A 20,989-nucleotide genomic window follows, 5' to 3' on the forward strand; every position below is an offset into this window, starting at 1 on the left:
TTCCTTGAAACGTTTCATGGATGACATGACCCCCACCTCTTCCCCCCTGCGCACTACGCGCCGGGATCTGGCGATTGCCGGGATCCTGGTGCTGCTGTTGGGCGCTTCCCTCGTATCGGTCGCCAAGCGATCGGACTATCAGACGTCGCTGCTGCGCCAGGCCTTCGCTGAGGACGCGGGATTCGACGCATCCGTACCACGTGAGGTGGTGGATGCACGTGATCTGGTGCGCGCGCAGCCGATCGCGCCTTCGCTGCTTTCGCTCGGGCAGGGGCTGAAGGACGATCCCTTGATCCAGCAACGCATGTGGGAGGCGCTGTATCCGGTTCGGTTCAGCGATACCGATACCCCACAGCGCCTGCTGAGGGCCGGTGATCCGCTGGTTGACCAGTGCCACGTCCAGGGGAGGAGCGGAGATGTCGTTCTTGCCGACTGCCGCTGAACCAGGGCGCCGTGCGGCGCTGGCCATGCTGGTCTCCATTCTTGTCTGCTATGGCCTGGCCGCCGTAGGCCTGGCGGGCTGGCCGGTGCAGGTGGCATTCGGCACGGTCGTGCTCAGCGCGCTGCTCGCCCTGCCAGCCATGCGTGACCTGCGTACCGCGCCTCTGGTCCTGGCCGTTCTGGTGCTGGTGTTGATCGCGCTGGGAAGCCCCACCGATGGCTGGGACCCGCGTTCGATCTGGCTCTTCCATGCCAAGCGGATCTACCTGGAGGGCACGTTGTACGCCCAGCTGGATGATTACGCGCCGTGGAGCCACAACGACTATCCCGCACTGGTTCCGTTGTTGATGGCCAGTGCAGCAGGTTTGGCCGGGCACTGGAACGAACTGCTGCCCAAGGCGGTGGCACCGCTGCTGCTGCTGCCGGCACTGCTGCTGATTGCCCCGAGTTTCCGATGGCGCTGGTGCGGGATGCTGTTCGCAGTGCTGCTGCTGCGCCTGGGGCGTGACATACTGATCAACGGCTACATGGATCCGCTGGTGGCGGTCTATGCCGTCGCTGCCGTGGCGACAGCGGTGCGTCACCGCATGTCTGGGAAGCATGGTGGTGGTCGAGAGCTGGTCGCATTCACCCTGCTGGTGGCCGTGCTGTCGATGTTGAAGAATGAGGGTGCGGTGCTTGCGGCTCTGTTGACGGCCGTGGTGCTGGGCGAAGGCGTGCTGCGTGAGCGCCGCCTGGGCTGGCGCATCCTCCTGGCCGCGGTTGTGGCCCTGCTGCCACTGCTGGCATGGAAGCTGGCCGTCGGGCAGGCAGGGGTTGCCAATGACCTGGCGGGAAGCGACATGAAAGCGCAGCTGTTGGCGCGGCTTGGCAGCGAGGGCGGTGCCAAGCCGATCGTCGGGCGCCTGCTGCTGGATGTGTGGGTGCTGGTGCCGCTGCTGGTGCTGGCGGTGCTCTGGCGTCCGGTGCTGCGGGTTCCGGCGGCATCGGCCGCCGTGTTGGCGGCGCTGGCGTACGCAGCGGTGCTGTTCCTGGTCTACCTGGGAACGCCGCATGACCTGGACTGGCACCTGCGCACCAGTGTCGACCGTGTCCGCATGCCGGTTACACTGCTGCTAGGGTTTGCGGTGTTGCTGGCGCTGGAACATCGCGCCACCGCGAAGATCCCGGGCACGCGCTGAGGCGCAACGCGCCGTGGCGTCATGCTGCGGCGCATCCCAGCCGTATGCGGTCGTAGCGCTAGAATGCGCTCATTCTTCCCGTGTGGGGCTGTAGAAATGGAACACGTGACTTCCACCGACAAGCGCGGCAAGCGCTTCGCCACCGCAGCGCAGGCGCTGGAGGGCGTGGTCGCCGATGGCCAGACGCTGGCCGTGGGCGGCTTCGGCCTGTGCGGCATTCCCGAGGCCCTGATCGCCGCGCTGCGCAATAGTGGTGCCAAGGGCCTCACCGTGATCTCCAACAATGCCGGGGTCGATGGTTTCGGCTTGGGCCAGCTGCTGGAAACCCGGCAGATCAAGAAGATGATTTCGTCCTACGTGGGCGAGAACAAGGAGTTCGAGCGGCAGTTCCTGGCCGGCGAGCTCGAGCTGGAATTCAACCCGCAGGGCACCCTGGCCGAGCGCCTGCGTGCCGGCGGTGCGGGCATTCCGGCGTTCTTCACTGCCACCGGCTACGGCACCGTGGTGGCCGAGGGCAAGGAAACCCGCGAGTTCGACGGCAAGCACTACGTGATGGAAACCGCGCTGCGGGCCGACGTGGCGCTGGTCAAGGCGTGGAAGGCCGACGAGGCCGGCAACCTGGTGTTCCGCAAGACCGCTCGGAATTTCAACCCGGCCTGTGCGATGGCCGGCAAGGTCTGCATCGCCGAGGTCGAGGAGATCGTGCCGGTTGGCGCCATCGATCCGGACCAGGTGCACCTGCCGGGCATCTACGTGCACCGCATCGTGCACAACGCACATCCTGAGAAACGCATCGAACAGCGCACCATCCGCGCGGAGGGCAACTGACATGGCGTGGACCCGTGACGAGATGGCGGCACGCGCCGCCCGCGAACTGACCGACGGTGCGTACGTGAACCTGGGCATCGGCCTACCGACCCTGGTCGCCAATCACATTCCCGAGGGCGTGGACGTGTGGCTGCAGTCGGAGAACGGCCTGCTAGGTATCGGCCCGTTCCCGACCGACGCGGAAGTGGACGCCGACCTGATCAATGCCGGCAAGCAGACCGTCACCGCGCGTGCCGGTGCCAGCTACTTCGGCAGCCACGACAGCTTCGCGATGATCCGCGGTGGCCACGTCAACCTGGCCATCCTCGGTGCCATGCAGGTCACCGACAAGGGCGACCTGGCCAACTGGATGGTGCCCGGCAAGATGGTCAAGGGCATGGGCGGCGCGATGGACCTGGTGGCCGGCGTGCAGCGCGTGGTGGTGCTGATGGAGCACACCGCCAAGAACGGCGAGCACAAGATCCTGGCCGAATGCACGCTGCCGCTGACCGGCGTCGGCGTGGTCGACCGCATCATCACCGACCTGGCGGTGTTCGACGTCACCGATGCTGGTCTGGTGCTGGTGGAAGCCGCGCCGGGTGTAAGCGATGAAGAGCTGAAGGAAAAGACTGGCGTCGCGTTTCGGCGTGACTGATTCCCCTGCACAGCATCTACCGTGATGGCCGGTGCTGTGCTGCCTGCAACGGACAACGATGGACCTGCATCTGAGAGACGCCAGCGTGCACTGGCACCGGAGTTGGCTGGAGCGCGATTCGGCCGACCTCCTGTATCGCACCTTGCATGCAGAGGTGCCCTGGAATGTGCACCGCATTCGCATGTTTGGACGGCAGGTGGATTCCCCGCGGCTGAGTTGCTGGATGGGTGATGCAGATGCGCACTACCGCTATTCCGGGACTCTCTTTGTTCCGGTGCTCTGGCATCCGCTACTGATGCCCCTGCGTGACAGGTTGGCGGCATTCTGTGGGGCGCCATTCAACAGCGTGCTGCTCAACCGCTATCGCGATGGCGAGGACGGCATGGGTTGGCATCGGGACAATGAACCGGAGCTGGGGCCGGCGCCGCTGATTGCCTCATTGAGTGTGGGCGCCGAACGACGCTTCATGTTGCGGCGGCGGGATGCTCATGCGAGCAAAGTCGAAGTCTGGTTGGGGCATGGCGATCTGCTTGTGATGGCGGGGGAGACCCAGAGACACTACCAACACGCGCTGCCCCGGATCAGGCGGCCCTTGGGCGAGCGTATCAACCTGACTTTTCGCTGGATCCTGCCTCGCTGAGCGCAGGCTGGCGCGCTTCAGGCGCGTACCAGATCGATACCAGCCGACAGTATGCCGCTACCAAATTTCATGTAATTGCCGGAAAGCAACTCGCCCATCACCGCTGGTACACGTCGTAGACGGGAAGTCGGCAGTGTTGCGCGTACCGACATGTGGCGCTGTTTGCGCTCCACCCAGGCAAGCATTGGTTCCGGCAGTGCCAGCGTGCGCGCATGCGCAAGCAGCAGGGCCGACTGCACGCACTCGGCTTCCAGTTGCCGTTTTCGCTGCAGAGCGCGTGGTGTCGCATCGTTGCCTCCCAGTCCCAGCTGGTTGTTGCTGTGCAGGCGATAGCCGATCAGCGCCTCGGGGAGGCTGTCGATGTCTCCACGCATGGCGGCCAGCGTGCCGATCCAGGCGTCATGCACCCAGCCCGTTTCCGGCAGCGGGAGCGCATCGGCCAGTACGGAGCGACGGAATGCCATCGCTGCGCCTGTCATCAGATTTCGCTTGAGCATTAAGAGGAAGCCGTAGCCGGCATGCATGCGCTTTCGATCTGCAGGCGAGTAGCGCAGGGCGGCGAATAATCGTTGCCGCAACGGCTGGCCCGCTTCGTCGATCAGCTGTGCGTCGCAGTGCAGGGCAAGCAATCCGGGCCGTGCATCAAACTCGGTGCAGAAGCGTGCAATCTTGTCGGCATGCCAGACATCGTCTTGATCGCACAGAAAGATGATTTCACCAGTGCAGGCACGGAGTGCGCCATCGAAATTGCGTCGATAGCCGAGGTTATGTGAATTCACCTGGAGGTCTACAGCAATGCCTCGCGCTTCGGCACGCGGCACGAAAGCGCGCAGCAGAGCCAAGCTGTCGTCGGAGGAGACATCGTCGCGGATCACGATCTGGTCCGGTCGGTGTGTCTGTGCCAGCAGACTGTCGAGCTGCTGCTGCAGGAAGTGCTCACCGTTGTAGGTGCAGACGGCGATGGATACGGATAGCGGCATCAGGTTGGGCGGAGGGCGTGACTATTGATTATCGCATGCACTTGCTCGCGCTCTGCCGGATGTGGCCGAGCAGTTTCCAACTCGCAAATCGGCTTGGTCCCATTTCCTTCCCTTGGAAATGGGGACCGGCCCCCGTCTCACTCTTCAGCGCGCGACGTTAGATTGGTCGGCCTGCCCGCTCACCAGCGTCCAGCCCACCACGTCCTGCGCCAGCTGCTGCAGGCCACGTTCGAAGGCGGCGGTGACGGCCGGCACGTCGGTACTGCCGACCGGCTGTGCCTGGCGGAAGGTACGGTCGGCGACCACGCGCTGGTCGGCGACGTGGATCAGCTTGGCGTTGACCTCGATCACCACCGTCGGCGTGGCCTGGCCCTGGTAGTCCGATTCGAAGCGGCGCACGTCGGTGGACAGCTTGTAGTCGGCGCGGATGCCGGCAGTGCTGCGGGCGACGCCGTGGATGCGTCCGGAATCCTCGAAGCCGCGCAGCAGGGTGTCCTCGATCATGTCGGTGGCCGGCTGGGCCCAGCTGGCGCCCTTGTAGATCTCCAGCTGCGACGGGGTCGGCCGCACGTTGATGCGCGGGCTGTCGACCATGCGTGCGGCGCTGGGCTTGGCCAGTACCAGCTGCCAGCTGGCCTGCGGCCACGCCGGATCGGCCTTCACCTGCACGGCGGGCGAGTACAGCGTCACTGCGGTTTTCTCGCTGCTGCCAAGGATGGAGCAGCCGCCCAGCAGGGTGACCAGCGAAGCGGCCAGCAGCAGGCGCGGAAGGGGCATCGGGCTCATTTGGGTTCGAACTCCTTCGGTGCGTCGCGGCCCAGCAGGTAGCGCGCGGGATTGTTCTCGAGGCGGTCGCTGACCCGGCGCAGGTCGCGGATCAGGCCGCGCAGTTCGGTCAGCGTCGGGCCCAGCTGGCCGAGGCCATCATTGGCGAAGCTGTTGATCGCGGCGCGGTTCTCGCCAAGGATCGAATCGGCGTTGCCGGCGGCCGAGTCGAGCTTGGCCAGGGTGCCGTCCAGCTTGTCGATGATGCCCGGCAGCTGCTGCACCAGGTTCCTGTCCAGGCGCTCGATGGTGCCGTTGGTGGTCTTCAGCGTGGTGTCCAGACTGCGGGCGGCATCGCGCGCGCTGAGCAGCAGCGCCTGGGTACCCTGGTCACGGTCGGCCAGGCCGCCGCTGATCGTCTCCAGGTTGGCCAGCGTCGCGTTGATCGAGGCCACGTTGCGGTCGCTGAGGATCTGGTCCATGCGCTCGACGATGCGGTTGGCGACGTCGGTGATGTTCTGCAGCGCCGACGGCGTGGTCGGGATGATCGGCGCCGGGTCCTTGTTGACCGTGGTCAGCGCCGGCGACTGCGGCGTGCCGCCGCTGAGCTGGATGATCGACGGGCCGGTCAGGCTGGTGATCGCCAGCTTGGCACGGGTATCGGTCTTGACCGGGGTGGTCGAGTTCAGGCGGATGCGTGCGACCACCTGGCGCGGGTCGTCCGGCACCAGGTTCAGTTCGATGATCGAACCGACCGCGATGCCGTTGTACTGCACCGGGCTGCCCACCGACAGGCCGGTCACCGCCTCGCGGAACACCACGCGGTATTCCTGCCAGGTGCGGTCGGAGGAGTACTTGGCCGCCCACAGGCCGAAGGCCAGCAGGGCCAGGCCGGTGATCAGGGTGAACGCGCCGATCAGCACGTAGTTGGCTTTGGTTTCCATGGCTCAGGCACTCTCGATCTGTTCGCCGCGCGCGGCACGCGCACGCGGTCCGTGGAAGTATTCCTGGATCCACGGATGATCCAGTTTCTCGATGTCCGGCAGCGGCGCGTTGGCCACCACTTTGCGGTCGGCGATCACCGCCACCCGGTCGCAGATGGCGTACAGCGTGTCCAGGTCGTGGGTGATCAGGAACACGGTCAGCCCCAGCGCCTCCTGCAGGGTCTTGATCAGGCGGTCGAACGCGGCCGCACCGATCGGGTCGAGGCCTGCGGTCGGTTCATCCAGGAACAGCAGCGGCGGGTCCAGCGCTAGCGCGCGGGCCAGGCCGGCGCGCTTGCGCATGCCACCGGACAACTGCGATGGCAGCTTGTTGATCGCATCGGCGGGCAGGCCGGCCAGCTTCACCTTCAGCAGCGCCAGCTCGTAGTGCCAGCGCTCGGGCAATTCGCGGTGGTGTTCCTTCAAGGGCACCTGCACGTTCTCGCCCACGGTCAGTGAAGAGAACAGGGCGCCGTCCTGGAACAGCACGCCGGTATTGCGTTCGATGTGCAGGCGGCTCTCGGCGTCGTCGGCACGCGCATCGCGGCCCAGCACTTCGATCTGGCCGGCGTCGGGTGTGCGCAGGCCCAGGATCGAGCGCATCAGCACCGACTTGCCGGTGCCCGAGCCACCCACCACGCCCAGGATCTCGCCACGGCGCACGTCCAGGTCCAGGTCTTCATGCACGGTCTGGCTGCCGAAGCGGTTGACCAGCCCACGCACGCGGATGGCCAGGTCGTGGCCGTCGCCGTCCTGCATGGGTATTTCTTCGGGAGTCGGATGCGTGCTCATGTCACCAGTCCATGTGCATGAACCACAACGCCGCGAAGGCGTCGATGATGATCACCAGCGAGATCGTCTGCACCACGCTGGAGGTGGTGCGTTCGCCGACCGACTGCGCCGTGCCTTCCACCTTCAGCCCTTCCAGGCAGCCGATCAGGCCGATCACCAGCGCGAACACCGGCGCCTTCGACAGGCCGACCAGCATGTGCCGCACTTCCATCGTCTCGTGCATGCGCGCGATGTACATCTGCGGCGGGATGTCGAGGTCGAACGCGCCGACAGTGATGCCGCCGGCCAGGCCCGCGATCATCGCGATGAAGGTCAGCAGGGGCAGGGTGACCAGCAGCGCCAGCAGGCGTGGCAGCACCAGCAGGTCGATCGGATCCAGGCCCAGCGTGCGCATCGCGTCGATTTCCTCGCGCGCCTTCATCGCGCCGATCTGCGCGGTGAACGCACTGGCGGTGCGGCCGGCCAGCACGATCGCGGTCAGCAGTACCGCGAACTCGCGCAGGAAGGCGATGTTGACCAGCTCGACCACGTAGATCTCGGCGCCGAAGTCGCGCAGGATGGTCGAGCCGAGGAAGGCGATCACCGCGCCGACCAGGTACGACAGCAGCGCCACCAGCGGTACTGCGTCCAGCCCGACCTGCTCCATCTGGTGGACGGTGGCGGTCAGGCGGAAACGGCGGGGCTCCTTGACCAGGCGTGCTGCCTTGACCAGGTTCTCGCCGAGGAAACTGCACAGCGCCTTGATGTTGTGGCCAGTGGCATGGACGCTGACACCGAGCCGTTCCAGCGCCGCCAGCACGCCGAAATCGCGCTTGGGCCGGGGCCGGTCGTCGGCCACTTCCTCGATGGTGCAGACCAGCGCCTGGTGGTCCGGCCGGAACTGCAACGCGTCCTCGCCAAGGTCGGCGCGATGCGCTACGCGCAGTACCTGCAGCACGCCGGCCGAATCCATCTTCTCGATGCCGGTGGCGTCGATGCCGGTCAGCGTGTCGGGAACGCCGCGCAGGACTTCGGCCGCGGCCAGCGCGGTCTTCAAGGTCCAGGTGCCGGACAGGCGGATCAGGCCCGGGTCATGGGCATCCTGTTCGAGCTGGGGGGCGTGGTTCGGGGTCACTTGGGCCATTCGGGTCGCAGCATAACCGTTCTGTCTGGGGCATCGCGTCGAACCCGGATGAATTTATCCAGTGCGGCCCGGCAGTAGGTAATACTACGGCGCATGTCCGCAGACGCTCACACGATCCCCACGCCCCAGGCCACCTACGCGCAGCGCGTGGCCTTTGTTTCCGAGATCGCCGGACGCCTGCACAGCTACGGCACCACGGCCCAGCGCCTGGAAACGGCAGTGGTGGCACTGGCCCGCCAGCTCGATCTGGATTGTGAACCGTGGTCGAATCCCACCGGTATCATCCTCAGTTTCAGCGACCCGGCACAGGCGATCGGCTCCAGCGACATCACCCGCGTGATCCGCCTGGCACCCGGCGAGAACGACCTGCACAAGCTCAGCGTCGCCGACCATATCGCCGAGGAAGTGTCCAACGGGCGGATGAGCATTGCCCAGGGCCACACCGCGCTGCGCCAGTTGGACAAGGATCCGGGCCGGCGCGGCAAGCTGCGCACCATTCTTTCATTCACCCTGGGCGCGGCCGGCGTGGCCGGCATGTGGAAGCTGCCGTGGCTGGACATCGCCACCGCCGGTGTCATCGGCCTGATGATCGGCCTGCTCGGCATGGTCACCGACCGTCGCCCGGCCACCCGTGAAGCGGCCGAGGCGCTGGCGGCGCTGCTGGCCGGCATGGTCGCAACCCTGGTCGCGTCCTTTGTTGGCGCACTCAACCTCAACACGGTGATCATCGCCTCGCTGGTGGTGCTGCTGCCGGGCATGTCGCTGACCAATGCGGTCAATGAACTCGCCAGCCAGCATTGGGTCTCCGGTACCGCGCGCTTCGCCGGCGCGTTGACCACCATCATGAAGCTCAGCGTGGGCGCGATGATCGCGGTGACCCTGGCCGATGTACTCGGCCTGGACCCGGTGATCCGCGCCACGCGGCCGCAGGGGCCGTGGGTGGAGTGGGGTTCGCTGCTGACCGCGGCATTCGCCTTCGCGATGCTGTTCAAGGCCAACCGGCGCGATTACCCGTGGGTGATCGCAGCCTCGGTGGCGGGTTACGCGATCTCCAAGTTCGGCGGGCACGCCTGGGGCGCGCCGGCCGGCATCTTCCTGTCAGCGATGTTGCTGACCGCCGGTGGCAATCTGTTCGGCCGCCTCGTTGGCCGCCCAGGAGCGATCATCCGCCTGCCCGGCATCATCATGATGGTGCCCGGCAGCACCAGCCTGCGCGGCGTGCTGACCCTGGTCCAGCAGCAGGACGTTGGCGCGGGCCAAAGCGTGTTCCTCACCGTGCTCAACGTGGTGATGGCGCTGGTGGCCGGCCTGCTGTTCGGCAACCTGCTGATGCCGGCGCGCAAAACCCTGTAGGTGTGGACCGTTGGCCCGCACACCGAAGAATGAAAAACGCCGGCTTCCGCCGGCGTTTTTCATTGCATCCCGATCCGGCCTCAGGCCTTCTTGATCAGGAAATCTTCCGGCTTCTTGTTGCCCTTGGCGGTCAGCTCGGCCATCCAGCGCGGCTGCTTGCCACGACCGGTCCAGGTTTCCTTGGGGTTGGCCGGGTTGCGGTACTTCGGGGCAACCTTGCCCAGCTTGCGGCCGGCGGTCTTGGACGGTGCCTTGGCTGCCGGGGCGGCTTTGCGCGCGCGCGGTGCCGGGGCGCCGCCGAACAGTTCTTCGATGGTGTAACCCTCGGTCTTGGCCAGCTTGGTCAGCTGGGCCCGGACCTTGGTGATTGGCCGGCGCTTGGCGACGATGGTCTGCTGCTTCTTGGCGGTACGGATCAGGGCGCCCAGCTCGCGTGCCGACAGGCCGGTCAGGTCAATGCTCATTTACGGTTACTCCGGAAACTAAAATGTGGACGGGACGAGCCAGTCCATGGCGTCGCGGGACAGAATAAAGATGAATTAATCACAGCACAAATGCAGGCGGGTCATGGCCTGGCAGCATCCCGGCTGCATTGCGTCGATTTTGACCGGATTATGTCCGCTGCAATATTGCTCAACTGGGCGACAGGCAAAAAAAGACCGGGGCATGCCCCGGTCTTCTCCTGATCAGCCCTGCAGTCGCTGCAGCAGGGTGGCCTTGTCCAGGCTTTCCGCTTCGCTGGCGCGGCGCGAGCGGTACTCGTAGGTACCGGCGGCCAGGCCGCGCTCGCTCACCACCACGCGGTGCGGGATGCCGATCAGTTCCATGTCGGCGAACATCGCGCCCGGGCGCAGGCCGCGGTCGTCGAGTGCCGCGTCCAGGCCGGCGTCGCGGAGTTCCTGCAGCAGGCTGGCAGCAGCATCGGCCACGGCGGCGTCGCCCTTCGGGTTGATCACGCACACCACCACCTGCCACGGCGCCATCGCGTCCGGCCAGATGATGCCGGCATCGTCATGGTTCTGTTCGATCGCGGCAGCCACCACGCGCGAGATACCGATGCCGTAGCAGCCCATCGCCATCACCGCCGCCTTGCCGTTCTCGTCCAGCACGGTGGCATCCAGCGCTTCGGCATATTTGCGGCCGAGCTGGAACACGTGGCCGACTTCGATGCCACGGGCGATCTTCAGTTCGCCACCGTCCAGCGCGCGGTCACCGGCACGCACGTTGCGGATGTCGGCCACTTCCGGTTCCGGAAGGTCGCGGCCCCAGTTGACCCCGGCCAGGTGGAAACCGACTTCGTTGGCGCCGACGACGAAGTCGGACATCGCGGCCACTTCGCGGTCGGCGACCACGCGGATGGCCTTGGCCGGGGCGACCGGGCCGAGGAAGCCCGGCACGCTGCCCAGGTACTCGGCGATTTCCGCCTCGCTGGCGAAGCGCTGCTCGTCCAGGCCGGCGACCTTGGCCAGCTTGATCTCGTTGACCTCATGGTCGCCGCGCACCAGCACCAGCACGAACTGCTGTGCTTCGCCTTCACCGGCGATCAGCGCCACCGACTTCACCGTGCGCTGCAGCTCGATGCCGAGCAGCGCCGCGACGTCCTCGCAGGTTTTCTGGGTAGGGGTGTCGACCTTGCGCATGGCTTCACTGGCAGCCGCACGCGGTGCCGGATCGGCGGCGATCGCCGCTTCCATGTTCGCGGCGTAGTCCGAACTGGTGGAGAACACCAGCGCGTCCTCGCCGGAATCGGCGATGACGTGGAATTCCTGCGAGGCATCGCCACCGATCGCACCGGAGTCGGCCTGCACCATGCGGAAGTCCAGGCCGAGGCGGGTGAAGATGCGGCTGTAGGCCGACTTCATGTTCTCGTACTCGCGCACCAGGCACTCATCGTGCAGGTGGAACGAATAGGCGTCCTTCATCAGGAACTCACGCGAACGCATCACGCCGAAGCGCGGACGGATCTCGTCGCGGAACTTGGTCTGCACCTGGTAGAAGTTCACCGGCAGCTGCTTGTAGCTGGACAGCTCGCTGCGCGCGAAGTCGCAGGCGGCTTCTTCGGCGGTCGGGCTGTAGCAGAACACCTGGTCCTTGCGGTCCTTGATCTTCAGCAGCTGCGGGCCGAACTTCTGCCAGCGCCCGGTCTGCTCCCACAGTTCCTTCGGCTGGATGGTCGGGATCTGGAATTCCACGGCACCGGCGCGGTCCATTTCCTCGCGCACGATGCGTTCAACCTTGCGCAGCACGCGCAGGCCCAGCGGCGACCAGGTGTACAGGCCCGATGCCAGCTTGCGGATCATGCCCGCGCGCAGCATCAGCCGGTGGCTGGTGAGCTCGGCGTCGCTGGGGGTTTCCTTGGTGGTGTGCAGGTGGAACTGGGAGAGGCGCATCGTCGGCTTCGGATAACGGCAGAGACGCCTATTCTGCCAGCCCGGCCGGGGAGAGGGGTATCGGCAGGGCTGCGCCCTGCACCCGCAGTAGTGCCGGCCGCTGGCCGGCAACCTCAGAAGCAACTGCCGAAGCAACAGCGGGCTTCCCGTGGGATGGCGGGGTGGGTCCGGTTGCGGGAGACGCCGTAAACCCATCCCTGGGGGCTTGGCCGCGGCATCCATGCCGCGGACACTCCCGCAACCGGACCCACCCCGCCTTCGACAGTTTCCTGCGAGCTGTCGGAATGGCTCCTGGGGTCAGATCCGTTTTCCGCAGGAAAACGGATCTGACCCCGGATTCAATTCGAGATCTGACAGATTTCATCCACGCATGGCGTGGATCTACCACCGTCACCAGGAACCTGTCGGGGGTGGGGCGGTGTGGGTTGGCAGGACCGTTGGCGCCATGGATGGCGCCATCGAGCCCCCAGGGGTGAGGGCGCTTTGCTTGCGAAGCACTGCTTCGCAAGCGCCCGAACGCACAGCCGCCAGCGGCTGGGCCGGACCCCGGAAGGGGGGGGTACGGCGTGTCCTGCCAGCCCACACCGCCCCGCCAAACCAGTAGAAAACCAGAGCCGCTTTGGCATTTGACGTTGCCGTTGCTTGAAGCAGGTGCAGGGCTGCAAGCCCTGCCGATAACCCTCACTCTGCCGGGCAGTAAGCCTTGATGGCGGCCTCCGCCAATCCCTTCTGCGCGCTGCGCTGTTCCGCAGTCAACGCGGTATCGGCCTTCCCGTCGCCATTGGTGTCCTGCATCACCTGGCCGGAGCCTTCCAGCAGGGCCAGGTTGGCACGGGCGGTGCTGCACTGCTCCGGCACCGGCGCGGCCGGGGTTTCGGCGCTGGCCGCGGCCTGCGGGGTGCGGGCCTGCTCGCGGGTCTCGAACTTCTTGCCCGCCGGCGGGGTCTCCGAATACTGGGTCACGCCATGGGCGTCCTTCCATTTATAGACCGGGCCGGCCACGGCGTTGGCACTGGCCAACAGCAGCAGGCATCCAAGGCAGGACAGGGCACGCATGGCAAACTCCGCGGAATGGGCGTAGAACGCCGATTGCAGCATTGGCGCCGAGCACTGGCAAGTCGATTAAACTGGATTCCATGGACCCGATCACACCGCCGCCGCGTTCGCGCACGATTTACCTGCTGCCCAACCTGTTCACCACCGCCGGCCTGTTCGCCGGCTTCTACGCGATCATCGCCGCGGCCAACGGGGATTTCGTCAATGCCAGCATCGCCGTGTTCGTGGCGGCGGTGATGGATGGCCTGGACGGGCGCGTGGCGCGCCTGACCGGTACCAGCAGCGAGTTCGGCGTCCAGTACGACTCGCTGGCCGACCTGGTCAGCTTCGGCATGGCCCCGGCGCTGGTGATGTACCACTGGTCCCTGTCGTGGCTGAAGTTCGATGACCCGCTGCTCGGCCGCGTCGGCTGGGCCGTGGCCTTCCTGTATGCCGCCTGCGCGGCGCTGCGCCTGGCCCGCTTCAACACCCAGGTCGCGGTGGTCGACAAGCGCTGGTTCGTCGGCCTGGCCAGCCCGGCCGCGGCCGGGCTGATGATGTCCTTCGTCTGGGCCTTCGCCGATGGCAACCTGGGCTGGGACGGCAACCAGCTGCGCTACGTGGCGCTGGCGGTGACGATCGTCGCGGCGCTGTTGATGGTCAGCCGTATCCGCTTCTGGAGCTTCAAGGGTGGCGGCGCCAAGGGCACCCGCTCCGACCGCGTGCCGTTCCTGGTGCTGGCGCTTGTGCCGGTCGCCATCGCCATCGCGGTGATCGACCTGCCGCGCGTGCTGTTCGCGGTCGGCATCCTGTACGCCTTGTCCGGCCCGGTGATGTGGGCCGTGCAGCGCCTGCGCAAGAAGCCCGAGGCCGCGTGAGCCAGGAACTGCCCGTGCTGTGGTCACCGGCCCAGCAGGCCTGGCTGCAGGCCATGGGCTATACCGTCTATCACGACGGCCAGTTGGCTGCGGAGCTGGATGCCGCGCTGCAGTTGAGCGTGGCCGAAGCCGATGCGGCTGCCGCGCCAGCGGTGGAGCAGGTGCGGGCACCAATCGCCCCCGCGCGCGAGCCTCCGGCTGAAGCCACACCGGGTTCCCGCCAGGAACGCCCGGTGCCGCCGCGTCGCGAGACCCCGGTCAGCGCACCGGACACCGCGCCCGCCGCTGCCCGCCCGCTGCCGGGTGGCAATGCCCGGCAACCGGTGGTGCGGCTCCCGGATCGCCTGCAGATCGCATTGCTGCGTGCCTCCGGCTGTAATCCCAACGACCCTGCCACGCAGGCGCTGATGGACAGCTGGCCGCTGGACCAGCTGCGTCAGGACCCGGCCGCCAAGCGCGCGTTGTGGCCGCAACTGCGCGCCCTGCGCAAGCGGGGCGCACCATGAGTGCGGTCAGCCAGCCCGACCCGGTCAGCCTGCGCGCATTGCGCGAGAGCGACCTCAATGCGGTGATGGCGATTGAAGTGCGTGGGTATCCGTTCCCATGGACCCGCGGCATCTTCGTTGATTGCCTGCGTGCCGGTTATCCCGGCCTGGCGATGGAGCGCGATGGCCAGCTGATCGGCTACGGCGTGCTCAGTATTGCCGCCGATGAGGCACATGTATTGAACATCTGCATCGATCCGCTGGCGCAGTCGCGTGGGCTGGGTCGTCAACTGCTGCGCGCAATGGTGCAGCTGGCAGGCAACCGCGGTGCGCAGCGTGTATTCCTGGAAGTGCGTCCGTCCAACACGCCGGCGCTGGCGCTGTACCACAGCGAAGGCTTCAACGAGATCGGCCGTCGTCCGCGCTACTATCCGGCCGCACAGGGCCGCGAAGACGCGGTGGTGATGGCGATCGAACTGGTCGACGGCGACCTGCAGACGATGCCGCCGTTGTAACGGAGAAGGGTTGCCGGCCAGCGGCCGGCACTACCGGTGGATCTCCGCTGTCATCGACACGTCACCTGCCGTGGTAGGTGCCAACCTTGGTTGGCACGTTTTTCTCACGCCAGCCGCAGTGCCAACACACCGCCGACGATCAGCGCCGCCGCCAGCCAGCGCGCACGCGGAATCCGCTCGCGCAGCAGGAACACCGAGATCAGCAACGCGAACAGGATCGAGGATTCACGCAGCGCCGAGACCATCGCCACCGGCGCCTGGGTCATGGCCCACAACGCCATCGCGTAGGACGCCGTGGTGCCGACGCCACCGGCCAGTCCCAGCGGCCAGTGCTGGCGCGCATAGTCCAGCACCGCGCCGCCGCGGCTGTACAACGCCCACAGCGGTAGTGGGATGCCTGACAGCAGGAACAGCCACAACGTATAGCTGAGTGCGCTGCCGGACTGGCGCGCTCCCTGCGCATCGACCAGGGTGTAGGTGGCGATCATCGCCGCGGTCAGCAGCGGCAGCCGCAGCTGGCCGCCACGTGCGCCCAGTGCCATGCACAGGATGCCGGTGCTCACCAGCACCACGCCCAGCCACGCCGCCGGGGGCAGTTGCTCGCCCAGCAGGGTGCCGGCCAGCGCAACCAGGATCGGCGCGCTGCCACGCATCAGCGGATAGGCCAGGCTCATGTCGACCTGCTGGTAGCAGCGTGCCACCAGTCCGTAGTAGGTCACCTGCAGCAGCACGGATGCAGCCAGCCAAGGCCAGCTGTGCGCGGCCGGGAACGGCAGGAAGGGCAGGGCGGCCGCCGACAGCAGCGCGGCGCTGCCGGTGACCAGCACGGTGCCGAGGAACTTGTCCGGCCCGCGTTTGACGATCGCATTCCAGCTGGCATGCAGGGCCGCAGCCGCGAGGACCAGCAGGAAGATGGAAAGAGGCATCGGGCGATGATGCCATGCCGGGGAAATGTTCCGGGTTTGGTGGGTGCCAACCTTGGTTGGCACATCGCTCAGTGCGGACCAAGGTCCGCACCCACCAGAGCGGGGCAGGGCAGGTGCCAACCCTGGTTGGCACGCACCAGAGCGCGGCGCTTAGAGCTTCGCGCGCTGCTCGCGCAGGCCGGCCAGCTGGGTGTTCCAGTCGGCCAGTCGCACGCGCTCCTGCTCGACCACGGCCGGCGGCACCTTGTCGGTGAACTTGGCCAGCTTGGTCTCGCTCTTTTCCTTCTCCGCTTCGACGCGGGCGATTTCCTTGTCCAGGCGCACGCGCTCGGCATCGAGATCGACCAGGCCTTCCAGCGGCACCAGCAGCTTCAGCTCGCCCACGATCGCGGCGGCGGCCGGCGGTGCGCTTTCGCCTTCGGCCAGCCACTGGATGCTGTCCAGCTTCAGCAGGAACGACAGCGAGGCGCTGAAGCGTTCGATGCGCACGCGGTCCTGCTCCAGCCCGGCCTGCAGGCGCAGCGGCACCAGCTTGGACGGCGCGACGTTCAGCTCACTGCGCACGCGGCGCACGGCACTGATCACCGCCTTCAGCCATTCCACGTCGGCCTCGGCCTGGGCGAAATCGCCTTCGAACTCGGCGGCGGTCGGGTACGGGCGCAGCGACAGCGTGGTTTCGGCCAGGCCCAGGCGCGGGGCCAGCTGCTGCCACAGCTGTTCGGTGATGAACGGCGTGAGCGGGTGCAGCAGGCGCAGCAGCGCTTCCAGCACATACAGCAGGGTGTGGCGGGTGCTTTCGGCGTCGGCGGCGTCTGCACCGTTCAGTGCCGGCTTGCTCAGTTCCAGGAACCAGTCGCAGAACGCGTTCCAGGCGAACTCGTACAGGCACTGCGCCAGCAGGTCGAAGCGGTAGGCGGCGAAATGGCCCTGCGCTTCGGCGGTGGTGGCGGCCAGGCGCGCGAGGATCCAGCGCTCGGCATCGGTACGCGGCCTGGGAACGCCGGTGAACGCCGCGCCCTCGGTGTTCATCAGCGCGAAGCGGCTGGCATTCCACAGCTTGTTGCAGAAGTTCTTGTAGCCCTCGGCGCGGTTCATGTCGAACTTGATGTCGCGGCCGTGGGTGGCCAGTGCCGCGATGGTGAAGCGCAGCGCATCGGCACCGTGGGCGGCGATGCCGTCCGGGAATTCCTTGCGGGTGGCCTTCTCGATCTTCTCCACCATCTTCGGCTGCATCAGGCCGCCGGTGCGCTTGGCGACCAGGTCGTCGATGGTGATGCCGTCGATGATGTCCAGCGGGTCGAGCACGTTGCCCTTGCTCTTGGACATCTTCTGGCCCTGCCCGTCACGGATCAGGCCGGTGAAGTAGACGTCCTTGAACGGGATCTTCCCGACCAGGTTGTCGGTGGCCATGATCATGCGCGCCACCCAGAAGAAGATGATGTCGAAGCCGGTGATCAGCACCGACGACGGCAGGTAGCGGTCAAAGCCGCGCTCGGCCATGACCTGTTCGTTGGGCCAGCCCAGGGTGGAGAACGGCCACAGCTGCGAGGAGAACCAGGTCTCCAGCACGTCGCTTTCCTGGTTCAGCACCACCTCGCTGCCCAGGTTGTGCTTCGCCCGCACTTCCTCTTCGCTGCGACCGACGTAGCAGCTGCCGGTGGCTTCGTCGAACCACGCCGGAATGCGGTGGCCCCACCACAGCTGGCGGCTGATGCACCAGTCCTGGATGTTGTTCATCCAGTGGCGGTAGGTGTTGATCCAGTTCGGCGGCACGAAGGAAATGCTTCCGTCCTCGACCAGTTCCAGGCCGCGCTTGGCCAGGTCGTCCATCTTCACGAACCACTGGTCGGTCAGGTACGGCTCGATCACCTGGCCGGTGCGGTCACCGCGCGGCACCTGCAGCTTGTGCGCCTTGGTCTCGACCAGGATGCCCAGGTCTTCCAGTTCGGCCAGCACGGCCTTGCGCGCGGCGTAGCGGTCCAGACCCTGGAAACGCTCCGGCGCGTTTTCGTTCAGCGCTGCCACCGGGGTGAACAGGTTGATCATCGGCAGGCTGTGGCGCACGCCCACTTCGTAGTCGTTGAAATCATGCGCTGGGGTGACCTTGACCACGCCGGTGCCGAACGCGCGGTCCACGTAGTCGTCGGCGATCACCGGCACGCGGCGGCCGGTCAGCGGCAGCACCACGCTCTTGCCGATCAGGTGCGCGTAGCGCTCGTCTTCCGGGTGCACCATCACCGCGGTATCGCCCAGCAGGGTTTCCGGGCGGGTGGTGGCGACCACCAGGTAGTCGCGGGTTTCGCGCAGGGTTTCCACGCCGTCGGCATCGCGCTCGACGTGCTCGTAGCTCAGGCCCTCATCCAGCGTGTAGGCGATCGACCACAGGAAGCCGTCTTCCTCGGCGCTCTCCACTTCCAGGTCGGAAATGGCGGTCTTCAGCACCGGGTCCCAGTTGACCAGGCGCTGGCCGCGGTAGATCAGGCCCTGCTCGTACCAGCGCACGAAGGCTTCGTTCACTGCCGCCGACGGCTGCGGGTCCATGGTGAAGGTGCTGCGCGACCAGTCGGCGGAGGTGCCGAGGCGGCGCATCTGGCGCTCGATGGTATCGCCGGACTGCTGCTTCCACTCCCATACCTTGCCGATGAAGCCTTCGCGGCCCAGCGAATCACGGGTCTCGCCCTTGCCTTCCAGCGCCAGGTTGCGGCTGACCACCATTTCGGTGGCGATGCCGGCGTGGTCGGTGCCGACCTGCCACAGCGTGTCGTAGCCGCGCATGCGGTGGTAGCGCACCAGCGCGTCCATCAGGGTCTGCTGGAACGCATGGCCCATGTGCAGCGTGCCGGTCACGTTCGGCGGCGGCAGCAGGATGGTGTACGGCTCGCCCTTGCCGGACGGCTTGAAGTGGCCGGCCTTCTCCCAGGCCTCGTAGAGGTCGGTCTCGAAGGACTTCGGGTCGTAGCTGGAGGCGAGTTGGGTCATGCGGGGGAACCAGGAGGTAATCGTTGAAGGATCAGGGCGCGGCGGCGGCCCATCAAGGGGGCCGGGGCGCGCTTACATGTCGTGCTTGTTCAGCTCGTAACCGGCGGCCTTGTACTGGCGCCAGCGTTCGCGCAGCGGTTCGCGCGCTTCCGGATCGGCCGGGACCACTTCCAGCACGCGTTCGCACTGGCCCAGCCAGGGTTCATCGCGCAGGTTGATCACCAGCGGGCGTGCCGGCGCGTCGGTACCGGGTACGGCGATCAGCACCAGGGCCTCTTCCTCGTCCATGTCTTCGCCGGCGATCTGGTGCGGGATGTAGGCATCGTTGTCGAACGCCCACAGCAGCTCGTCCAGCTCCTCGGCCTGGGCCTGGTCGCGGGCCAGCACCAGGGTGAACAACCCGGCGTCGTTGGCCTTGCGCGCCAGTTCGCAGACCAGGCGCAGCGGCTCGGTCAGGAAGCGGGGCTTGGCGATCAGGTAGAAGTCGGCGCGGGGCATGGCAGGATCCGGGTCAGGCAGGGGCCCGGCGGTGCCGGGCGAGGCCCTGGCCAGCGGGGGCCGGCCAGGGTCGGGTACGGCATCAGGCGCGGGCGGCCTGGTCCAGCAGCCACTGGCTCAGCAGGCCGACCGGGCGGCCGGTGGCCATGCCACGCTTGCCTTCATCGCTGGCCACGCCGGCGATGTCCAGATGGGCCCAGCGCTGGCCTTCGGTGAAGCGCGACAGGAAGCAGCCCGCGGTGATCGCACCGGCCCAGCGGCCGCCGATGTTGTAGACGTCGGCGAAGGTCGAATCCAGCATCGGCTGGTACTCGTCCCACAACGGCAGGCGCCAGGCGCGGTCGAATACATGCTCGCCGGCGGCCAGCAGTTCATTGGCCAGGTCGTCGTGCTTGCTCATCAGGCCGGCGGTCTGGTGGCCCAGGGCGACCATGCAGGCACCGGTCAGGGTGGCGACGTCGACCAGCGCGGCCGGTTCGAAGCGCTGCGCATAGGTCAGCGCATCGCACAGGATCAGGCGGCCTTCGGCGTCGGTGTTGCCCACTTCGATGGTCTTGCCCGACATCGAGGTGATCACGTCGGACGGGCGGTAGGCGTTGCCGTCGATGGCGTTTTCCACCGCCGGCACCACCACCACCAGGTTCAGCGGCAGCTTGGCCTTGACCGCGGCGACGAAGGTGCCGATGACGTTGGCGCCACCGCACATGTCGTACTTCATCTCTTCGATGCCGCCCTGGGTCTTCAGGTTGACGCCACCGGTATCGAAGGTGATGCCCTTGCCGACCAGCACGTACGGCTTGGCGTCGCCGCCGCCGGTCCACTTCAGCACCACCAGGCGCGGGCGGTTGGCCGAACCACGGGCCACGGCCAGCAGCGAACCCATGCCCAGCGCTTCCATCTGGTGCTCATCGAGAATCTCGGCCTCGGCACCGTCATGCTCACCGGCGAACTTCACGCCCACCTCGGCCAGGTAGGCCGGGGTGCAATAGTTCGGCGGCAGGTTGCCCAGCTCGCGGGCGAACTCGACACCGGCGGCGATGGCCTGGCCCTGGGCCAGGGCCTGGGCGTCGTCACCGGCGATGGCCAGCTGGGCCAGGCCGGCGTCGTCGGCCTTCTTCTTGCCCAGAGTGGCGGTGTAGCGGTAGGCAGCGTGATCGGCGGCGATCACCGCCTGGCGGATCGCCCAGGCCGCGTCGCGGTCCTTGATGGCCACTTCGGACAGGGTGAACAGTGCGCTGCGGGTAGCGCCCGCCTTCAGCGCGCGCACCGCGTCGCCAACGGCCTTCAGGTACTGCGGCACGCCGAAGCGGGCGGCGTCACCGAGGCCGACCACCAGCACGCGCGGGGCGGACACGCCCGGCAGGTCGTGCAGCAGGGTGGTGGCGCCGGTCTTGCCGGACAGGTCGCCGCGCTGGGCCAGCGAGGCCAGGCGGCCGCCGCTGGCGGCGTCCAGGGCCTGTGAGGCGGGGGTCAGGGTATGGTCGGCATACGCGCCGACCACCAGGCAATCAACGGCGGCGGCGGCCGGAGCAACGTGGTTCAGGGTGAATTCGAGGGCCATTG

21 protein-coding genes are annotated in these 20,989 nt (G+C 66.9%); 9 read left to right on the plus strand and 12 right to left on the minus strand.

Going from position 1 to position 20,989, the window contains the following annotated elements:
* Positions 1-16 precede the first annotated feature (16 nt).
* The 5 genes from Q9Q79_RS02710 (at position 17) to Q9Q79_RS02730 (ending at position 3,724) form a co-directional block, all read left to right on the plus strand.
* Complete coding sequence (locus tag Q9Q79_RS02710) at positions 17-442, plus strand: hypothetical protein (RefSeq protein WP_088430849.1); 426 nt, start codon at positions 17-19, stop codon at positions 440-442.
* Entirely contained in the window at positions 417-1,622 is a 1,206-nt protein-coding gene (locus Q9Q79_RS02715; protein WP_201862490.1) for a hypothetical protein, read from the plus strand. The genes Q9Q79_RS02710 and Q9Q79_RS02715 overlap by 26 nt, the downstream gene beginning before the upstream one ends.
* A gap of 96 nt (positions 1,623-1,718) precedes the next feature.
* Positions 1,719-2,450, plus strand: coding sequence for a CoA transferase subunit A (locus Q9Q79_RS02720; protein WP_183153765.1), 732 nt, complete (start codon positions 1,719-1,721; stop codon positions 2,448-2,450).
* A gap of 1 nt (position 2,451) precedes the next feature.
* Positions 2,452-3,084 carry a CoA transferase subunit B gene (locus Q9Q79_RS02725; RefSeq protein ID WP_201862493.1) on the plus strand — a complete coding sequence of 211 codons (633 nt, stop codon included), beginning with the start codon at positions 2,452-2,454 and terminating at the stop codon, positions 3,082-3,084.
* A 58-nt stretch (positions 3,085-3,142) separates the two neighbouring features.
* Positions 3,143-3,724 (plus strand): alpha-ketoglutarate-dependent dioxygenase AlkB, encoded by a 582-nt coding sequence (locus tag Q9Q79_RS02730; RefSeq protein WP_161771767.1) that lies wholly within the window; start codon positions 3,143-3,145, stop codon positions 3,722-3,724.
* Positions 3,725-3,741: 17 nt separating this feature from the next.
* On the opposite strand, the gene Q9Q79_RS02735 is transcribed toward Q9Q79_RS02730, so the two are convergent.
* From Q9Q79_RS02735 to Q9Q79_RS02755, 5 genes are all read right to left on the minus strand, one after another.
* Positions 3,742-4,704: a glycosyltransferase family 2 protein gene (locus tag Q9Q79_RS02735; protein WP_201862494.1), complete on the minus strand. Its 963-nt coding sequence runs from the start codon at positions 4,702-4,704 to the stop codon at positions 3,742-3,744.
* 144 nt (positions 4,705-4,848) lie between these two features.
* Positions 4,849-5,490: an ABC-type transport auxiliary lipoprotein family protein gene (locus tag Q9Q79_RS02740; protein ID WP_161771765.1), complete on the minus strand. Its 642-nt coding sequence runs from the start codon at positions 5,488-5,490 to the stop codon at positions 4,849-4,851.
* A complete protein-coding gene (locus tag Q9Q79_RS02745; protein WP_005408000.1) occupies positions 5,487-6,413 on the minus strand; it encodes an MlaD family protein in 927 nt (308 codons plus the stop codon). Before Q9Q79_RS02745 ends, Q9Q79_RS02740 begins: the two co-directional genes overlap by 4 nt.
* 3 nt (positions 6,414-6,416) lie before the next feature.
* Positions 6,417-7,244, minus strand: a complete 828-nt coding sequence (locus Q9Q79_RS02750; RefSeq protein WP_005408001.1) for an ABC transporter ATP-binding protein — start codon at positions 7,242-7,244, stop codon at positions 6,417-6,419.
* 1 nt (position 7,245) lies between these two features.
* Positions 7,246-8,367 carry an ABC transporter permease gene (locus Q9Q79_RS02755; RefSeq protein WP_005408002.1) on the minus strand — a complete coding sequence of 374 codons (1,122 nt, stop codon included), beginning with the start codon at positions 8,365-8,367 and terminating at the stop codon, positions 7,246-7,248.
* 93 nt (positions 8,368-8,460) lie between these two features.
* Between Q9Q79_RS02755 and Q9Q79_RS02760 the strand changes: the two genes are divergently transcribed.
* Complete coding sequence (locus tag Q9Q79_RS02760; RefSeq protein WP_049427914.1) at positions 8,461-9,720, plus strand: threonine/serine exporter family protein; 1,260 nt, start codon at positions 8,461-8,463, stop codon at positions 9,718-9,720.
* Between the two features lie 80 nt (positions 9,721-9,800).
* Here Q9Q79_RS02760 and Q9Q79_RS02765 read toward each other — a convergent pair whose 3' ends face one another.
* The 3 genes from Q9Q79_RS02765 to Q9Q79_RS02775 all read right to left on the minus strand — a co-directional run bounded on the left by Q9Q79_RS02765 (position 9,801) and on the right by Q9Q79_RS02775 (position 13,166).
* Positions 9,801-10,184: an H-NS histone family protein gene (locus Q9Q79_RS02765; RefSeq protein ID WP_005408004.1), complete on the minus strand. Its 384-nt coding sequence runs from the start codon at positions 10,182-10,184 to the stop codon at positions 9,801-9,803.
* A 222-nt stretch (positions 10,185-10,406) separates the two neighbouring features.
* Positions 10,407-12,110, minus strand: a complete 1,704-nt coding sequence (locus Q9Q79_RS02770; protein WP_109337316.1) for a proline--tRNA ligase — start codon at positions 12,108-12,110, stop codon at positions 10,407-10,409.
* A gap of 681 nt (positions 12,111-12,791) precedes the next feature.
* Positions 12,792-13,166 carry a DUF4124 domain-containing protein gene (locus Q9Q79_RS02775; protein WP_005408006.1) on the minus strand — a complete coding sequence of 125 codons (375 nt, stop codon included), beginning with the start codon at positions 13,164-13,166 and terminating at the stop codon, positions 12,792-12,794.
* Positions 13,167-13,246: 80 nt separating this feature from the next.
* Here Q9Q79_RS02775 and pssA point away from each other — a divergent pair, with 80 nt between their 5' ends.
* From pssA to rimI, 3 genes are read left to right on the plus strand one after another with little or no spacing between them, the layout of a single operon-like run.
* Positions 13,247-14,023, plus strand: coding sequence for a CDP-diacylglycerol--serine O-phosphatidyltransferase (pssA, locus tag Q9Q79_RS02780; RefSeq protein WP_005408007.1), 777 nt, complete (start codon positions 13,247-13,249; stop codon positions 14,021-14,023).
* On the plus strand, positions 14,020-14,529 hold the full coding sequence (locus tag Q9Q79_RS02785) for a hypothetical protein (protein ID WP_024958531.1): 510 nt from the start codon (positions 14,020-14,022) through the stop codon (positions 14,527-14,529). Before pssA ends, Q9Q79_RS02785 begins: the two co-directional genes overlap by 4 nt.
* On the plus strand, positions 14,526-15,023 hold the full coding sequence (rimI, locus tag Q9Q79_RS02790; RefSeq protein WP_201864117.1) for a ribosomal protein S18-alanine N-acetyltransferase: 498 nt from the start codon (positions 14,526-14,528) through the stop codon (positions 15,021-15,023). The genes Q9Q79_RS02785 and rimI overlap by 4 nt, the downstream gene beginning before the upstream one ends.
* 104 nt (positions 15,024-15,127) lie before the next feature.
* Here rimI and Q9Q79_RS02795 read toward each other — a convergent pair whose 3' ends face one another.
* The 4 genes from Q9Q79_RS02795 to Q9Q79_RS02810 all read right to left on the minus strand — a co-directional run bounded on the left by Q9Q79_RS02795 (position 15,128) and on the right by Q9Q79_RS02810 (position 20,987).
* Complete coding sequence (locus tag Q9Q79_RS02795) at positions 15,128-15,949, minus strand: EamA family transporter (protein WP_099481354.1); 822 nt, start codon at positions 15,947-15,949, stop codon at positions 15,128-15,130.
* Positions 15,950-16,099: 150 nt separating this feature from the next.
* Positions 16,100-18,928: a valine--tRNA ligase gene (locus Q9Q79_RS02800; RefSeq protein WP_043033867.1), complete on the minus strand. Its 2,829-nt coding sequence runs from the start codon at positions 18,926-18,928 to the stop codon at positions 16,100-16,102.
* A 72-nt stretch (positions 18,929-19,000) separates the two neighbouring features.
* Positions 19,001-19,426, minus strand: coding sequence for a DNA polymerase III subunit chi (locus Q9Q79_RS02805; RefSeq protein WP_005408012.1), 426 nt, complete (start codon positions 19,424-19,426; stop codon positions 19,001-19,003).
* Positions 19,427-19,508: 82 nt separating this feature from the next.
* A complete protein-coding gene (locus tag Q9Q79_RS02810; protein WP_138970080.1) occupies positions 19,509-20,987 on the minus strand; it encodes a leucyl aminopeptidase in 1,479 nt (492 codons plus the stop codon).
* Positions 20,988-20,989 lie beyond the last annotated feature (2 nt).

It is taken from the genome of Stenotrophomonas sp. a6 (genome assembly GCF_030913325.1).
Classification (GTDB): domain Bacteria; phylum Pseudomonadota; class Gammaproteobacteria; order Xanthomonadales; family Xanthomonadaceae; genus Stenotrophomonas; species Stenotrophomonas maltophilia.

Excerpts from the sequence above, each read along its gene's own strand:
- Q9Q79_RS02710 (WP_088430849.1), top strand. The coding sequence starts at position 17 with ATGGATGACATGACCCCCACCTCTTCCCCCCTGCGCACTACGCGCCGG.
- Q9Q79_RS02715 (WP_201862490.1), top strand. The coding sequence starts at position 417 with ATGTCGTTCTTGCCGACTGCCGCTGAACCAGGGCGCCGTGCGGCGCTG.
- Q9Q79_RS02720 (WP_183153765.1), top strand. The coding sequence starts at position 1,719 with ATGGAACACGTGACTTCCACCGACAAGCGCGGCAAGCGCTTCGCCACC.
- Q9Q79_RS02725 (WP_201862493.1), top strand. The coding sequence starts at position 2,452 with ATGGCGTGGACCCGTGACGAGATGGCGGCACGCGCCGCCCGCGAACTG.
- Q9Q79_RS02730 (WP_161771767.1), top strand. The coding sequence starts at position 3,143 with ATGGACCTGCATCTGAGAGACGCCAGCGTGCACTGGCACCGGAGTTGG.
- Q9Q79_RS02735 (WP_201862494.1), bottom strand. The coding sequence starts at position 4,704 with ATGCCGCTATCCGTATCCATCGCCGTCTGCACCTACAACGGTGAGCAC.
- Q9Q79_RS02740 (WP_161771765.1), bottom strand. The coding sequence starts at position 5,490 with ATGAGCCCGATGCCCCTTCCGCGCCTGCTGCTGGCCGCTTCGCTGGTC.
- Q9Q79_RS02745 (WP_005408000.1), bottom strand. The coding sequence starts at position 6,413 with ATGGAAACCAAAGCCAACTACGTGCTGATCGGCGCGTTCACCCTGATC.
- Q9Q79_RS02750 (WP_005408001.1), bottom strand. The coding sequence starts at position 7,244 with ATGAGCACGCATCCGACTCCCGAAGAAATACCCATGCAGGACGGCGAC.
- Q9Q79_RS02755 (WP_005408002.1), bottom strand. The coding sequence starts at position 8,367 with ATGGCCCAAGTGACCCCGAACCACGCCCCCCAGCTCGAACAGGATGCC.
- Q9Q79_RS02760 (WP_049427914.1), top strand. The coding sequence starts at position 8,461 with ATGTCCGCAGACGCTCACACGATCCCCACGCCCCAGGCCACCTACGCG.
- Q9Q79_RS02765 (WP_005408004.1), bottom strand. The coding sequence starts at position 10,184 with ATGAGCATTGACCTGACCGGCCTGTCGGCACGCGAGCTGGGCGCCCTG.
- Q9Q79_RS02770 (WP_109337316.1), bottom strand. The coding sequence starts at position 12,110 with ATGCGCCTCTCCCAGTTCCACCTGCACACCACCAAGGAAACCCCCAGC.
- Q9Q79_RS02775 (WP_005408006.1), bottom strand. The coding sequence starts at position 13,166 with ATGCGTGCCCTGTCCTGCCTTGGATGCCTGCTGCTGTTGGCCAGTGCC.
- pssA (WP_005408007.1), top strand. The coding sequence starts at position 13,247 with ATGGACCCGATCACACCGCCGCCGCGTTCGCGCACGATTTACCTGCTG.
- rimI (WP_201864117.1), top strand. The coding sequence starts at position 14,526 with ATGAGTGCGGTCAGCCAGCCCGACCCGGTCAGCCTGCGCGCATTGCGC.
- Q9Q79_RS02795 (WP_099481354.1), bottom strand. The coding sequence starts at position 15,949 with ATGCCTCTTTCCATCTTCCTGCTGGTCCTCGCGGCTGCGGCCCTGCAT.
- Q9Q79_RS02800 (WP_043033867.1), bottom strand. The coding sequence starts at position 18,928 with ATGACCCAACTCGCCTCCAGCTACGACCCGAAGTCCTTCGAGACCGAC.
- Q9Q79_RS02805 (WP_005408012.1), bottom strand. The coding sequence starts at position 19,426 with ATGCCCCGCGCCGACTTCTACCTGATCGCCAAGCCCCGCTTCCTGACC.
- Q9Q79_RS02810 (WP_138970080.1), bottom strand. The coding sequence starts at position 20,987 with ATGGCCCTCGAATTCACCCTGAACCACGTTGCTCCGGCCGCCGCCGCC.